Genomic DNA, 13,435 nt, shown 5'->3' with positions numbered 1-13,435 from the left:
ATTATCCAAATTTTTATTGGTGGTCACATGCCAGTAATTACCATCTGGGTAAACGTTCCTGAGAACGCCGACCCTGAAGAGCTGAAGAGGCTCTTAGAGCTTGAGCTGATTCGAAGAGAGCTCGTGAAGGAGCGGAAACGGCCAAAGGACGACTTCAGGAAGCTCAGAGGGATTTTAGGAAAGGCAGAGTTTGAGGAGATGAAGGCATACGAGCTGGAGGCTGAGTTCGGTGATTTATATTGATGCAAACGTCATATACAGCTATTACTCGTGGAGTATATTACTGAATGAGTAATATTTGCGAGTGAGTACAGAAAAAGAGAAGGCAGGTTAAGCCCCCTTCTCCAGCTCGCTCGGGAACTTGATGGCATCGAACGGACACGTCTGGTTGCAGACGCCGCAGCCAGTGCAGAGCAGGTTGTCAATGCGCACCTTGTTCGTCTCCGGGTCGTAGACTAGGGCGGGACAGCCGGTGAGGAGTATGCACGCCTTGCAGCCTGTGCACTTGTCCTCGATGACGAGAGGTATCTCCCCTATCTCCCCGCGCCTTATGACAGGAATGACGCACTCCTGCTTTGCTATTATCACCGCCGGCCCTTCAACCTGCATGGCCTCCTTGATGGCTTCTCTCGTGGCCTTGAGGTCGTAGGGATCAACGGTCTTGACGTACTTGACTCCCAACGCCTTGACGAGAGCTTCGATGTCAATCTCGTTGAACTTCCTGCCGGTTTCGCTCCCGCCGGTTCCTGGGTGCGGCTGGTGGCCGGTCATGGCCGTTGTCCTGTTGTCGAGTATCATGACGAGAACGTTCAGGTTCTTGTAGACGGCATCAACCAGCGGCTGGATTCCGTTGTGGAAGAAGGTCGAGTCGCCTATCGTGGCGATTATCTTCTTGTCCATCACGACGCTCTGGCCGTTGGCAAGGCTTATGCTCGCGCCCATGACGAACTCGGTCCAGATGGCTTCAAGCGGCGGGAGGAGCGAGAGGGCGTAGCAGCCTATGTCGCCGTGTATCGGGACGGAGTAGCGGCCGAGCTTTAGATCCCTCAAAGCGTCCAGCGCGGCGCGGTAGCTCCCCCTGTGGGGACAGCCTGGGCACATAACAGGAGGCCTCTTCGGGGCGAGGTTTTCGGCGAGCTTTACCTCCTCGGGCTTCTCGTAGGTCTCCCCGCTTTCGCCGGTGAGCCTCAGCAGGGCGTTCCTGACCAGTGAAGGCGTCAGCTCCCCCTCAAGGGGCAGATGGCCGGTCCTCTTGCCGTATATCGGCACGTTGAGCCCGGCCTCGTAGGCGGCAATCTTGACTTCCTCCTCAAGGAAGGGCGCGCCGTCCTCGATAACTATCGCGAAGTCCACACTCTTAAGGAACTCCACGACGAGCTTCCTCGGGAGAGGGTGGGGTGTTGAGAGCTTGAGAACCTTGAAGTCGCCGTCGAGCTTGGGCAGAACCTCGCGCACGTAGTTGTACGGCGCCCCCTCGACGATTATTCCGATCCTACCGCTCCCCTCGACCCGATTGAAGGGCATCGAGTTGAACTCCTCCTCGATCTTCTCCAGCGTCTCGTTGAGCCACTTATGCCTCCTCCTGTTGCCCTCCATGCTGGCCCTGACGTAGCGCTCTATGTCCTTCTTGAAGACCGGCTTCCGGTTTAGCTCGATGAACTCGCCAACCTCGACGTCAGCTGTTGTGTGGTTCACCCTCGTCGTCGTGCGGAATATTACCGGAACCTTATAGCGCTCGCTCAGCTCGTAGGCGTAGGTTATCAGGTCGTGGGCCTCCTGCGGATCTGCAGGTTCGAGAACAGGCAGGAGCGAGAGCTTGCCGTAGTAGCGGTCGTCCTGCTCTGTCTGGCTTGTATGTGGCCCCGGGTCGTCGGCAACGAGGATTACCAGGCCACCTTCGACGCCCGAGTAAGCTAAGCTCATCAGCGGGTCGGCCGCTACGTTAAGGCCGACGCACTTCATCGTCACGAGGGCTCTTAATCCGGTGTAGGCAACTCCCGCGGCTTCCTCTAAGGCCACCTTCTCGTTGGGCGCCCACTCGGCGAAGACCTCTGGCTTGAGCCTCGCGATGGTCTCGATGACCTCGGTTGAAGGCGTTCCCGGGTAGCCTGTGGCGAAGACAACACCGCTCTCAAGGGCGCCGTAGGCTATGGCCTCGTTACCCATCAGGAGCTTTCTCTCGCGCTTTTTTTCCTTTACCCCAGCCGAGTTAGAAGGGTAAGCCTTGACCGCCTCCATGTCACCACCGTAGTTCCTTCGCCGTTGGGGGTTAAAACTCTGCCTTCAGGAACCCCCTCAAAAAGTCGAAAGATTTTCGGGACCGGTGAGGGCAGGAGGCTTAAATACCCCTGAGAGCATGGTGGAACGTGGTGACCATGAAGATTGGTGAGCTCATCGAGCGGGTGGACGAGACCATAGCGAACCTGAAGATAGCGATAGTTGCCAACCAGAGCCGGGCCTTTGAGAGCCCTCAAACGAGCTATGAGTTTATCCAGCGCGCCCTTGAGCTCCAGGAAGATTTGGATGACCTCATGAAGGCGAGGGAGATGCTGTCAAAACTCGATCCCGAGAGCGATGCTGAGGAACACTTCTCCAGGGAGGAGCTAGAGGAGTTTTTAAAGCTCCTGGAACTTCTCAAAAGCTCCAACCCTCACGCCTTCTAAGCCGGGGTGGTGGTATGGACTTCCGGGAGCTTGAGGAGAAGCTCGTGGCCTTCCGAGATGCGAGGAACTGGGCTAAGTACCACACGCCGAAGAGCCTGGCCATCTCGGCTGCGGTCGAGCTGGGCGAGCTTCTGGAGCACTTCCAGTGGGAGAGCGATGGGGAGGTACTCGAAGCGGTGAAAGACCCGGCCAAGAGGGAAGCCATAGCGGACGAGATAGCCGATGTCGTGATTTACCTAACGTTACTGGCCCACGAGCTCGGCATAGACCTCAACGAGGCGGTTGAGAGGAAGCTGAGGAAGAACGAGCTCAAGTATCCAGCTCCCGAAAGGCCTCCCTGAGGGCGTTTAGTTCCTCTTCCCATAAGCGGTTTTTTATCCAGCGCTCCTTCAGGCTGAGGTTCTCGTCCTCCAGATCGAGGACGGCCTTTCTCACGCCGCCGCGCGGGTTCCTGCTGTCCCCTTCCCAGCGGGGAATCACGTGGACGTGCAGGTGCGGAACGGTCTGGCCGGCGGCCCTGCCTAGGTTTATTCCGACGTTGAACCCGTCGGGCTTCAGTACCTGGGTCAGCTTCTCCATCGCCAGTTCCATTCCCCTCAGCAGTGCCTCCTTCTCCTCACCGCTAAGCTCCCACCAGCTCTCGACGTGTCTCCTGGGGACGACGAGCAGGTGCCCCCTGTTCGCTGGATACGAGTCGATTAGTATCCTTATCAGCTTGTCCTCATACAGGAGAACATCAATCTTCGGCCTGCAGAACGGACACTCCATCGCCAACACCAAAGACTTAAAACGGGTTTCAAATAAAAATGCCTCGGTGGAGGGAATGGAGGAGACCCTTGAGGTAATGAACAAAACGTACCGGAGGTTCCTCGCGGTTGGCATGGGGTTTCTCATAGTGGCCTTCGGCATGATGATAGTTCAGCCCTTTGGCCGGGAGCCGTCGCTGATTCTGGCGGCGATACTCTTCGTAATCGCGTTCATTCCCCTGGAGTTCGCCAGGAGAATAGCCAGAAAGATGGCGATGCTCGCCTTGCGGGGTGAATAGAAAAGCTTAATTAGGCCGTCCGAGAATTATGGCCAGAGAGTAGGAGATATGACGATAATTCGTTAGAGGTGATGTAAAATGGCGTTTGTACCACCGCAGGCAGGTTACGACAGGGCCATTACTGTTTTCAGCCCTGACGGAAGGCTCTTCCAGGTAAACTACGCACGGGAGGCCGTTAAGAGGGGAGCAACTGCAGTGGGTGTTAAGTGGAAGGAGGGTGTAGTTCTCGCGGTTGAGAAGAGGATAACGAGCAAGCTCATAGAGCCGAGCAGCTACGAGAAGATTTTCCAGATTGACGACCACATAGCGGCCGCTCCGAGCGGTATAATCGCCGATGCAAGGGTTCTCGTTGACAGGGCCCGGCTGGAGGCCCAGATTTACCGCCTGACCTACGGCGAACCCGTTCCGCTCACCGTTCTGGTGAAGAAGATTTGCGACCTTAAACAGGCTCACACCCAGTACGGCGGTGTGAGACCCTTCGGTGCCGCCCTCCTCATGGCCGGCGTCAACGACAAACCGGAGCTCTATGAGACCGACCCCAGCGGGGCCTACTTCGAGTGGAAGGCAGTCGCCATAGGTAGCGGCAGGAACACGGCGATGGCCATCTTCGAGGAGCACTACACCGACGACATAGACATGGAGGGTGCGGTGAAGCTCGCCATAATGGCCCTCGCGAAGACCCTTGAGGAGCCGAGCCCGGACAGCATAGAGGTTGCCTACATAACCATGGAGGACAAGCGCTGGAAGAAGCTCGGCAAGGAGGAAGTCGCCAAGTACCTCGATGAAATCCTTGAAGAGGTCAAGGAAGAGGAAGTTGAAGAGAAGGAAGAGGACTACTCCGAACTGGACAGCAACTACTGAGGTGACGGGCGATGCCCATAAGCGTTGATAAAGCCGTCATCGCCCGTCTGAAGACGCACGGCGAGACCTTCGAGATACTCGTTGACCCCTACCTCGCGAGGGACTTCAAGGAGGGCAAGGAGGTTCCGATAGAAGAGATCCTTGCCACCCCCTACGTTTTCAAGGACGCCCACAAGGGCGACAAGGCGAGCGAGCACGAGATGGAGAAGATATTCGGCACCAGCGACCCCTACGAGGTGGCAAAGATAATCCTCCGTAAGGGAGAGGTTCAGCTCACCGCAGAGCAGAGGAGGCAGATGCTCGAAGATAAGAGGCGCTACATAGCGACGATTATTCACAGGCACGCCGTTGACCCGAGAACAGGCTATCCCCACCCGGTTGATAGAATCCTCCGCGCGATGGAGGAAGCCGGGGTCCACATAGACCTCTTCAAGGACGCCGAGGCGCAGGTTCCCGGGGTTATCAAGGCGATAAGGCCCCTTCTCCCGATAAAGATGGAGCTTAAGGTCATAGCCGTCAAGATACCCGGTGACTACGTCGGCAAGGCCTACGGGGAGGTGCGGAAGTTCGGAACGATAAAGCGCGAGGAGTGGGCCAGCGACGGCTCGTGGCTGTTCCTTATCGAGATTCCTGGAGGAATTGAGGACGAGTTTTATGAGAAGCTTAACGCCCTCACGAAGGGCAACGCTGTAACTAAACTGATAGAGAGGAAGGGACTATGAGACGGATTTTTGTAAAGAATAGGGAACTGGTGGTCCCGGGCACTTTGCTTGCCCAGGGGCCGTTTAAGAGCGGAAGAGGGACTTTCAGGGAAGGCAACAGAATATACTCCACGGTCGTTGGACTGGTTGAGATAAGGGGAGACTCCATAAGGGTGATACCCCTCGAAGGACCGTACATCCCAGAGGTGGGCGACAACGTTCTCGGTAAGATAACCGACGTTAGGTTCTCCAACTGGAGCGTGGACATAGGGGCACCCTACGAGGCCAACCTGCGCGTCCAGGACGCGGTGGAGGAGCGCATAGATATACTGAAGACGGATCTGAGGAAGATATTCGACATTGGCGACATAATCTACGCCAGGATAAAGGCGTACAACGAGATAAACCAGATAGACCTGACGACGAAGGGCATGCCCTTCAAGGGCGGCCCGCTCAGGGGAGGGCAGATAGTGAAGATAACCCCCTCCAAGGTGCCGAGGCTCATCGGCAAGGGCGGTTCGATGATAAACCTCATCAAGAAGCTGACCGGGACGAGGATAATAGTCGGCCAGAACGGCTGGGTCTGGGTCAGCGGGAGAAACGATGAACTTGAGAAGCTCGCGATTGAGGCGATACTCAAGGTGGACAGGGAGAGCCATACCCAGGGACTGACCGACAGGGTCAAGGAACTCCTCATGACCAGGCTCCAGGAGCTCAAGGAGAGGGGAGTCGTTGAGGAGATACCCAAGATTGAAGAGCAAACTGCTGGAGAGGGTGAAGGAGAATGATGGGCAAGCCAGAGGGTTTAAAGCTCATAGATGAGAACGGGAGAAGGATAGACGGTAGAAAGAAGTACGAACTCCGGCCTATAAAGATGGAAGTCGGCGTGCTGAAGAACGCCGACGGTTCTGCCTACGTTGAGTGGGGCAAGAACAAGGTTCTCGCCGCCGTTTACGGGCCGAGGGAAATTCATCCCAAGCACCTTCAGAGGCCGGACAGGGCAATCCTGCGCGTCCGCTACAACATGGCACCCTTCAGCGTGGAGGAGCGCAAGAAGCCCGGTCCGGACAGGAGGAGCGTTGAGATAAGCAAGGTCATAAGGGGCGCGCTTGAACCGGCGCTTATCCTTGAGATGTTCCCCAGGACTGCCATAGACATCTTCATCGAAGTCCTTCAGGCCGACGCCGGAACGAGGGTTGCCGGTATAACCGCCGCATCTCTGGCCCTGGCCGATGCGGGCGTTCCGATGAGGGACCTCGTGGCGGCGTGCGCCGCGGGGAAGATAGAGGGCGAAATAGTCCTCGACCTCAACAAGGACGAGGACAACTACGGTGAAGCAGACGTGCCTGTTGCGATAATGCCCCTCAAGAACGATATAACGCTCCTTCAGATGGATGGCTATCTCACCAGAGAGGAGTTTGTTGAGGCGGTGAAGCTGGCAATCAAGGGGGCAAAGGCAGTCTACCAGAAGCAGCGCGAGGCGCTGAAGGTCAAGTATCTCAAGATAGCGGAGGAGGTCGGTGGAGGTGACTGAGATGGAAGTGATGGCCAGCATAATGCGCGACCACATCCTGAGCCTTCTTAAGGAGGGCAGGCGCATAGACGGCCGCGGTCTTGAGGACTATCGCGATCTTGAGGTCAGGGTCAACGTCATTGAAAAGGCCGAGGGCTCGGCGTGGGTGAGGCTCGGCAACACCCAGGTTCTCGTCGGCATAAAGGTGGACATGGGCGAGCCGTTCCCGGACCTTCCTGAGAAGGGCGTCATAACGACCAACGTCGAGCTCGTGCCTCTCGCCTCCCCGAGCTTCGAGCCCGGTCCGCCCGACGAGAACGCCATCGAGCTGGCGCGTGTCGTGGACAGGGGTATAAGGGAGAGTCAAGCTGTGGAGCTTGAGAAGCTGGTCATAGTCCCTGGCAAGCTCGTCCGTGTAGTCTTCATAGACGTCCACGTCCTTGACCACGACGGAAACCTGCTGGACGCCAGTGGAATCGGTGCCATCGCCGCCCTTCTGAGCACGAAGATGCCAAAGGTCGTCTACGACGAGGAGAACGACGAGGTTCAGGTTCTCGACGAGTACGAGCCGCTTCCGGTGAGCAGGGTGCCGATTCCCGTGACGATAGCCAAAATCGGCGGCAACCTCCTTGCCGACCCCAACCTCGACGAGGAGCGCGTCATGGACGGCAGGATAACCATAACCACCGACGAGAACGGCATGATTTCCTCGGTTCAGAAGAGCGAGGGCGGCAGCTTTAAGCTTGAGGAGGTCATGTACGCGGTTGACCTTGCCCTGAAGAAGGCCGCTGAGATCAGGGAGAAGGTTCTTGAGGCCGTAGGGGCCGAGTGAACCTTTTCTTTTCACCTTTTGGGGTGGCTGCCATGGGAGCCTCTCTTTTTGTTGACATCATAGCCATTGCGGTGCTGGTGCTTTTTCTGTTTCAGTTTCTCAGACTGGCCGTTAGAGGGGGCTCCAAAAAGGAGCTTTACCTGACGCTTGCGCTCTTTTCGATTACCCTTGGGGTCTGGCTTATCTACAACGCCTCCTTTACCTGGGGATGGGATGTATATACCTACGTTCCCCTTGCCTTTGCGGTTGCCACCTTTCTCCTCAGCGTCTTTGGTCTGTTCCGGCTGCGGGAAGAGGAGGGGTTGGGGGGTTTTCAGAAAGAGATATAAACACCAATGCCCAAATTAATCCAGCCTTACGATTAACTGGGGGGAACAGTTATGGGATTGTTTGACAGCCTTAAAAAGAAGGACGAAAAGGCCAAGAAGAAGCCGCCCGCGGCGATTAAAAAGGAGGTTGCTCCTAGGCGTGATATCGATGTCATCCCTCTCGAGGAGGATGTTCTTGCTAAGGAGATTGTCAAGCCCCAGGTCAGGTACCTCAAGAAGATCGTCGTTACCAGCTATGCCGACCTCGAGAGAATCTCCGAGGAGCTCCAGAACGGCAACATAATCCTGGTCGACCTCACACCGCTGGAGGTCAAACCGGAGGTTCTCGAAAAGGTTGCGGAGCAGATAAAGGGAATGGTCAGCGCCCTCGGTGGACAGGCCGCTAAAATCTGCAAGCACGAGATAAAGCTGATTCTCGTCCCGTCAGACATAAGGATCGCCAAGTGACGGCTTTCTTTTTCTACCCTACCATGATTTTATAAAGGGTTTACCTGCTCTATTCTTCGGTGAGGAGAGATGACCGAGAGGGAAGGAGAGATTCAAGAGATTCGCCTTGGCGACTGTCCGATTTGCGGTGGCAAGGGCACGCTCAAGGCTATTCAATACGTTCACGACATCCCTTACTTTGGAAAGGTCATGGAGAGCACCATAATCTGCGAGCGCTGTGGTTATAGAAACGCGGATGTCATGATACTCGAGGACAGGCCACCCAAGCTCTACACGGTTAAGGTGGAGAACGAGAAGGACCTCTTCACCCGCGTGGTGAGGAGCAAGAGCGGGACGATAGAGCTGGAGGAAATAGGCGTCAAGATAGAGCCAGGGCCAGCAGCGGAGGGCTTTGTCAGCAACGTCGAGGGAGTGCTTGAAAGGGTCAGGGAGACCCTCATAATGGCGAAGCATTTCCGGCAGAGTGAGGGTGATGAGGAAGCGGTTAGAAAGGCCGACGAGATACTGGAGTACATAGAAGAGGTAAAGGCCGGAAAGAAGCCCCTGACGGTTAAGATAGCCGACCCGCTGGGCAACAGTGCCCTTATAGGTGAGAAGGTGAAGAGCAGGCTTTTGAGCGAGGAGGAAATAAAAAAGCTCAGCCTTGGGCCATATAAGATAGTTGAACCTGAGGAAGCGGGGGAGGGAGAAGAGTCCGATTAGAGGTAAACTGCCTCCCTCGCCAGGAGGTCCTCTATCAAAGCCCTTACCCAGGGCTTCCTCGTTTTTCTTGAGAGATGGATTATCCCCTCCACGTGAACCCCGTAGCGCTCCTTCATCTCCTCCCTGCTCATCGGCTCCTTGAAGAGGAACGGCCTCTCTATCGTGAAGGCGTAGCCGTATTCCCTGATGTACTCGCCCAGCCACTTCTTGCCGTTCTCACCATGGACTAAAGCCAGACCGCTCGTATCTTTCGTCATCTCCCAGAGCGTCTCCAGGTCTGCCCTCATGACCTCACCGACCTCGAAGCCCCCCGCTATGGTGCCCCTCCTGGTGAGCGTCTGCTCCTCGTGGAGGCCGAGCCTCCTCAGGGTATCCCTCAACTCGTAGGGGTTGCCCCTCGCCACGTAGAGGAAAACCGTGTCTCCCTCGCTGAACGCCCTCGCCTTCCTCAGCTCGACCGTTTTCAGTCCGCGGAAGATGAGCTCGGCGTAGACCTGGTGGAGCGCTATCACGTGCTCCATGGTTTCACCGCGGCAACATTCGGAAGAAATGTTAAAAACCTTAACCCAACAATTAGGATCGGTGGTGGTAAGTGAAGGTCTCAGCAAGGGAGGTGGGTGTTTGGAAGATGGGGTACCTAACGATTGGCTTGATTTTTATGGCTTTAAGCATCTTCTCTTGGGCGTATGGAAGAGATTTTCTCGGGTTTTTCTTTAGCATATCTGGTTTAACGCTCCTCTGGGAGGCCGACAAAAGGAGGGCAATGGTCGTCTCGGTAGACGGCCGGAACTTCAAGGTGCTCGTCAGGGGCAGGAAGGCTCCCTTCGAGGTTATCCTGCTGGAAAACGAGAGGGTCTCGTGGAGGGGCACGGTGGAGGACTACGTTGAAGTTGGAGATTTCTCCTTCGATATCGTGGACGGAAAGCTGAGCATCAAGTTCAATGGAAAAGAAATCGGGAGGCTGGGGTGATAGGGTCATGATTAATAGCCCTGTGGGCAGATGCTAACCGTCGGAAGAAGGGCTCAGTTCCTCCTGAGCTCAAGGGCCGCCTTTATAACATCGCTCACAACACCGCTTGCCGTTTCCTTAAGTCCCGCTCCGGCCCCTCTGATGACTAACCCTCCCAAGAGGTCCGTCCTTATCACCGCGGCATTCTCGTGGCTTTCAACGGCCAGAGGACTGTTCCGGGGGACTTCCCTCGGCTCAACCGTTACCTTTCTATCCTCCACCCTCGCGACGAGCCGTATGGTCTTGTCCTTGCCTTTGGCGCGCTCTATCTCGTCGGGCGTTACCTCGACGATGCCCCTGACTTCTATCCCCTCGAAGGTTATTGGCCCGAAGACCAGGCAGTGGAGTATCGTTGCCTTGTATCCCGCGTCGATGCCGAGTATGTCTCCGCTGGGGTCGCGCTCAGCTATGCCCAACCCTTGGGCTTTCCTCAGGGCTTCCTCAAATTCAAGTCCCATTTCCATCTGACTCAAGATGAACGTCGTCGTTGCGTTGAGTACCGCCTCAATCCCCTCAACGGTATCCCCCTTGAGGTCATCGCGTAGGAGGGTTATTATCGGCGTCCCCGCCATAACGGTGGCCTCGAAGAGGTAGGGCAGGTTTCTTCTTTCAGCTTCCTCCATGAGTTCGGAGTAGTGGAACGCCAGCGGCGGCTTGTTGCTCGTGACGACGGCCTTGCCGTCCTTCAGTGCCGCCAGATGCCACTCGTGGGCGTTTCTGTCGTTGGTAACATCAATGACCACCTCAGCATCTATCTCCCTTACGGCCTCTTCAGGCGTGAAGCTGTACACCTCGTAGTCGTTCGTCCAGGCGGAGAGTTTTCCGAAGGTCTCCTTTACCATCAGGGCCTCTTTGAGGTCTATGCCCTCGGGCAACCACACTACCCCGCTGGTGTCGGCTATGCTGACCACCCTGAACTTCAAACCGTACCTCTCGCGGAAGAACGCCTCCTTCTCAAGGAGGACTTCTGCGGTAGCCTTTCCCACGTTACCAAAACCGAACAGCGAGAGTCTGATTTCCTTCACGGTAAACCACCGATAAGAAAAGGAGGAAGGACTTAAAGGGCTTACTTGTTGAGGATGACCTTTATGATGTCCATGTCCCTGACGATGCCGACCAGCTCACCCTCACCCTTGATGACGGGCAGCTGCTCGATGTGGTACTGAACCATCTTCTGGGCGACGTCGTAGATGCTCATGTGGGGCGTTGCAACGACCAGCTCGCGGTTCATTATATCCGAAACGGGCCTCTTCGGAAGCTGAAGCTCGGCCTTCTCGAAGAGGAGCGTGGGGTTGCTCTCCAGTATCCAGTCCTCCTCGCTCGAAGCGGCCAGGGCGGTCTGTTTCATGACCCTTACGACCTCGCTGTCCTTCAGGAGGTCGGTCTCATCGACCATTCCCACGAGGTTGCCCTCGTCGTCGATGACCGGAATCGCCATCGCGTTGCACAGGAGGAGAGCCTTGAGAGCGGCCTTGAGAGGCGTTCCGTGCCAGACAACGCCGACGTTCTTCTGATAATACCTCTCGATGGTGACATCCTTCAGCTTCTCATTCTTCGCCAGATAGCGCCTTACAATATCCCCTACCGTGAGGATGCCCAGAACCCTCTTCTCATCGTCAACAACAACCACGCGCCTGTAATCCATCTCAAGCATGGCCCTAACGGCCTTCTTCAGGTCATCGTTTGGTTTGACGGTGGGGACGTCCCTCTTAACGAGCATTGCAAGCTGCTCCTCATCGGGGTGGAGCAGAACGCGCTTTATGCTTATTATTCCTACGAGAGCCTTCGTGTTCTTGTTGATGACGGGGAATGACCTTACTTTGTACTTCCTGAAGAGGCTGAGGGCGTACTCCCTCGTTGCCGGGAGCTCTATCACTACTGGGTCTGGAGTCATCAGAGTCTTCACGCGCATTTTCTTCACCACCGCTTTAACCTAAAGCGCTCTTCTCCTATTTTAAGGTTTTCATTCAAAAATTGACAAAAAGGTAGAAAGTCACCCGAGAACCGCCAGGAAAACTCCAGCGGCCACAGCGGTTCCTATAACTCCCGCGACGTTCGGTCCCATCGCGTGCATGAGGATGAAGTTCCCCGGGTCCTCCTCGCTGGCCATCCTCTGAACGACCCTCGCCGACATCGGAACCGCTGAAACGCCTGCTGCACCTATCATCGGGTTTATCCTGCCTCCGGAGAGCTTCATCATGAGCTTTCCAAAGAGCACTCCTCCCGCTGTTGCGCTGGCGAAGGCGACTATTCCGAGACCGAGAATCATCAGGGTCTCCTGGGTGAGGAAGCTCCCGGCACGCATCGTCGAACCGACACCGAGGCCGAGGAATATGGTGACTATGTTCATCAGCTCCTCCTGGGCGGCCTTGCTGAGCCTCTCGACGACGCCGCTCTCCCTGAACAGGTTGCCTATCATGAGCATTCCGACCAGCGGGGCTGCACTTGGAACGAGGAGACCGATAACGATCATGCTGATTATCGGGAATATTATCTTCTCCCTCTTTGACACCGGTCTGAGCTGCTCCATTCTGATTCTTCTCTCCTCCTTGCTGGTGAGGGCCCTTATGATTGGCGGCTGAATCAGCGGGACCAGGCTCATATAGGAATAAGCCGCAACCGCAGTGGCTCCAAGTATCTCCGGCGCCAGCTTCGTGGTGAGGTATATCGTCGTCGGCCCGTCGGCGCCGCCGATGATTCCTATCGAAGCAGCCTGGTGGAGGTTGAAGCGAGGGCGAGGGCGGTGAGCATCGCTATGAACACACCTATCTGCGCCGCCGCACCCATGAGCGCCGTCTTCGGGTCCGCTATCATCGGCCCGAAGTCCGTCATCGCTCCAAGACCGAAGAATATCAGGAGCGGGACGATTTCCGTTCTTATGAGGGTGTAATAGATGATATCGAAGATTCCGGGCGGTCCGTACTGCTGGTTGAGGTAGCTCATCGTTGCGAATATGTTGTCCGCTATGTGCTCCGGGAGGTTGGGGGCTATGGGCCAGTTGGCCAGGTGTCCGAGGGGTATGTTCACCAGCACGGCGCTTATGCCTATCGGAAGGAGCAGCAGTGGCTCCATTTCGTACCTTATGGCCAGGTAGACCAGCGTGAGGCCCACTATTATCATTATCACGTTGCCCGCGGTGAGGTTCAGCAGTCCCATTCCCTGGAAGAACGTTATTATCGATTCCACCAGTCCGGCCATGGCCATTCACCCGAGTTCTATTAGTGCTTGTCCGGTGTCGACGGTGTCGCCTTCTTTGACGAGGATTTTCTTGACTACTCCATCCTTTGGTGCTGGGATTTCATTCTCCATTTTCATTGCTTCGAGGATGAGTAG

Annotated in this window: 19 protein-coding genes and 1 pseudogene; 13 read left to right on the top strand and 7 right to left on the bottom strand. The window is 56.0% G+C overall.

Annotated elements, in window-relative coordinates:
- Positions 1–27 precede the first annotated feature (27 nt).
- Positions 28–243 (top strand): hypothetical protein, encoded by a 216-nt coding sequence (locus tag E3E37_RS09495; protein WP_167716918.1) that lies wholly within the window; start codon positions 28–30, stop codon positions 241–243.
- 87 nt (positions 244–330) lie between these two features.
- Here the strand turns inward: E3E37_RS09495 and iorA are convergent, their stop codons facing one another.
- Positions 331–2,238: an indolepyruvate ferredoxin oxidoreductase subunit alpha gene (iorA, locus tag E3E37_RS09490; protein ID WP_167716916.1), complete on the bottom strand. Its 1,908-nt coding sequence runs from the start codon at positions 2,236–2,238 to the stop codon at positions 331–333.
- 137 nt (positions 2,239–2,375) lie between these two features.
- Between iorA and E3E37_RS09485 the strand changes: the two genes are divergently transcribed.
- Positions 2,376–2,663 (top strand): hypothetical protein, encoded by a 288-nt coding sequence (locus tag E3E37_RS09485; protein WP_167717162.1) that lies wholly within the window; start codon positions 2,376–2,378, stop codon positions 2,661–2,663.
- 14 nt (positions 2,664–2,677) lie between these two features.
- Positions 2,678–3,004: a nucleotide pyrophosphohydrolase gene (locus tag E3E37_RS09480; RefSeq protein WP_167716914.1), complete on the top strand. Its 327-nt coding sequence runs from the start codon at positions 2,678–2,680 to the stop codon at positions 3,002–3,004.
- Here the strand turns inward: E3E37_RS09480 and E3E37_RS09475 are convergent.
- Entirely contained in the window at positions 2,973–3,431 is a 459-nt protein-coding gene (locus tag E3E37_RS09475) for an HIT family protein (RefSeq protein WP_167717160.1), read from the bottom strand. The two genes, E3E37_RS09480 and E3E37_RS09475, sit on opposite strands and share 32 nt — an antisense overlap.
- A 55-nt stretch (positions 3,432–3,486) precedes the next feature.
- On the opposite strand from E3E37_RS09475, the gene E3E37_RS09470 reads away from it, so the two are divergent.
- The 9 genes from E3E37_RS09470 (at position 3,487) to E3E37_RS09430 (ending at position 9,093) form a co-directional block, all read left to right on the top strand.
- Positions 3,487–3,708 (top strand): hypothetical protein, encoded by a 222-nt coding sequence (locus tag E3E37_RS09470; protein WP_088864020.1) that lies wholly within the window; start codon positions 3,487–3,489, stop codon positions 3,706–3,708.
- Between the two features lie 78 nt (positions 3,709–3,786).
- On the top strand, positions 3,787–4,569 hold the full coding sequence (gene psmA, locus E3E37_RS09465) for an archaeal proteasome endopeptidase complex subunit alpha (RefSeq protein WP_088864021.1): 783 nt from the start codon (positions 3,787–3,789) through the stop codon (positions 4,567–4,569).
- Between the two features lie 11 nt (positions 4,570–4,580).
- The gene (locus E3E37_RS09460) at positions 4,581–5,291 is read left to right on the top strand and encodes a ribosome assembly factor SBDS (RefSeq protein WP_088864022.1); all 711 of its coding nucleotides are present in this window, start codon (positions 4,581–4,583) and stop codon (positions 5,289–5,291) included.
- Positions 5,288–6,058 carry an exosome complex RNA-binding protein Rrp4 gene (rrp4, locus tag E3E37_RS09455; protein ID WP_088864023.1) on the top strand — a complete coding sequence of 257 codons (771 nt, stop codon included), beginning with the start codon at positions 5,288–5,290 and terminating at the stop codon, positions 6,056–6,058. The genes E3E37_RS09460 and rrp4 overlap by 4 nt, the downstream gene beginning before the upstream one ends.
- Positions 6,055–6,804, top strand: a complete 750-nt coding sequence (gene rrp41, locus E3E37_RS09450) for an exosome complex exonuclease Rrp41 (protein WP_088864024.1) — start codon at positions 6,055–6,057, stop codon at positions 6,802–6,804. Before rrp4 ends, rrp41 begins: the two co-directional genes overlap by 4 nt.
- Before the next feature lies 1 nt (position 6,805).
- Positions 6,806–7,615 (top strand): exosome complex protein Rrp42, encoded by an 810-nt coding sequence (gene rrp42, locus E3E37_RS09445; protein WP_088864025.1) that lies wholly within the window; start codon positions 6,806–6,808, stop codon positions 7,613–7,615.
- Between the two features lie 32 nt (positions 7,616–7,647).
- Complete coding sequence (locus E3E37_RS09440; protein WP_088864026.1) at positions 7,648–7,944, top strand: hypothetical protein; 297 nt, start codon at positions 7,648–7,650, stop codon at positions 7,942–7,944.
- 51 nt (positions 7,945–7,995) lie between these two features.
- Positions 7,996–8,391: a cell division protein SepF gene (locus tag E3E37_RS09435; protein ID WP_167716912.1), complete on the top strand. Its 396-nt coding sequence runs from the start codon at positions 7,996–7,998 to the stop codon at positions 8,389–8,391.
- Positions 8,392–8,460: 69 nt separating this feature from the next.
- Complete coding sequence (locus E3E37_RS09430) at positions 8,461–9,093, top strand: ZPR1 zinc finger domain-containing protein (protein ID WP_167716910.1); 633 nt, start codon at positions 8,461–8,463, stop codon at positions 9,091–9,093.
- Here the strand turns inward: E3E37_RS09430 and E3E37_RS09425 are convergent.
- Complete coding sequence (locus E3E37_RS09425; RefSeq protein ID WP_167716908.1) at positions 9,090–9,614, bottom strand: ASCH domain-containing protein; 525 nt, start codon at positions 9,612–9,614, stop codon at positions 9,090–9,092. The genes E3E37_RS09430 and E3E37_RS09425 overlap by 4 nt on opposite strands.
- 71 nt (positions 9,615–9,685) lie before the next feature.
- Between E3E37_RS09425 and E3E37_RS09420 the strand changes: the two genes are divergently transcribed.
- The gene (locus E3E37_RS09420) at positions 9,686–10,063 is read left to right on the top strand and encodes a hypothetical protein (protein ID WP_167716906.1); all 378 of its coding nucleotides are present in this window, start codon (positions 9,686–9,688) and stop codon (positions 10,061–10,063) included.
- A 53-nt stretch (positions 10,064–10,116) separates the two neighbouring features.
- Here the strand turns inward: E3E37_RS09420 and E3E37_RS09415 are convergent, their stop codons facing one another.
- From E3E37_RS09415 to E3E37_RS09400, 4 genes and pseudogenes are all read right to left on the bottom strand, one after another.
- Complete coding sequence (locus E3E37_RS09415; RefSeq protein WP_167716904.1) at positions 10,117–11,127, bottom strand: homoserine dehydrogenase; 1,011 nt, start codon at positions 11,125–11,127, stop codon at positions 10,117–10,119.
- Between the two features lie 41 nt (positions 11,128–11,168).
- Positions 11,169–12,014 carry a CBS domain-containing protein gene (locus tag E3E37_RS09410; RefSeq protein ID WP_088864032.1) on the bottom strand — a complete coding sequence of 282 codons (846 nt, stop codon included), beginning with the start codon at positions 12,012–12,014 and terminating at the stop codon, positions 11,169–11,171.
- A gap of 81 nt (positions 12,015–12,095) precedes the next feature.
- A pseudogene (locus tag E3E37_RS09405) lies at positions 12,096–13,300 on the bottom strand (sodium ion-translocating decarboxylase subunit beta).
- 6 nt (positions 13,301–13,306) lie between these two features.
- Positions 13,307–13,435: biotin/lipoyl-containing protein (locus E3E37_RS09400; protein WP_167716445.1), on the bottom strand; the 129-nt coding region annotated here is incomplete at its 5' end.

Origin of the sequence: Thermococcus sp. ES12 (assembly GCF_012027515.1) — an archaeon.
GTDB lineage: Archaea > Methanobacteriota_B > Thermococci > Thermococcales > Thermococcaceae > Thermococcus > Thermococcus barossii.
Note: the sequence above shows the minus strand (reverse complement) of the source record. Positions and strands in the feature narration are given on the sequence as shown.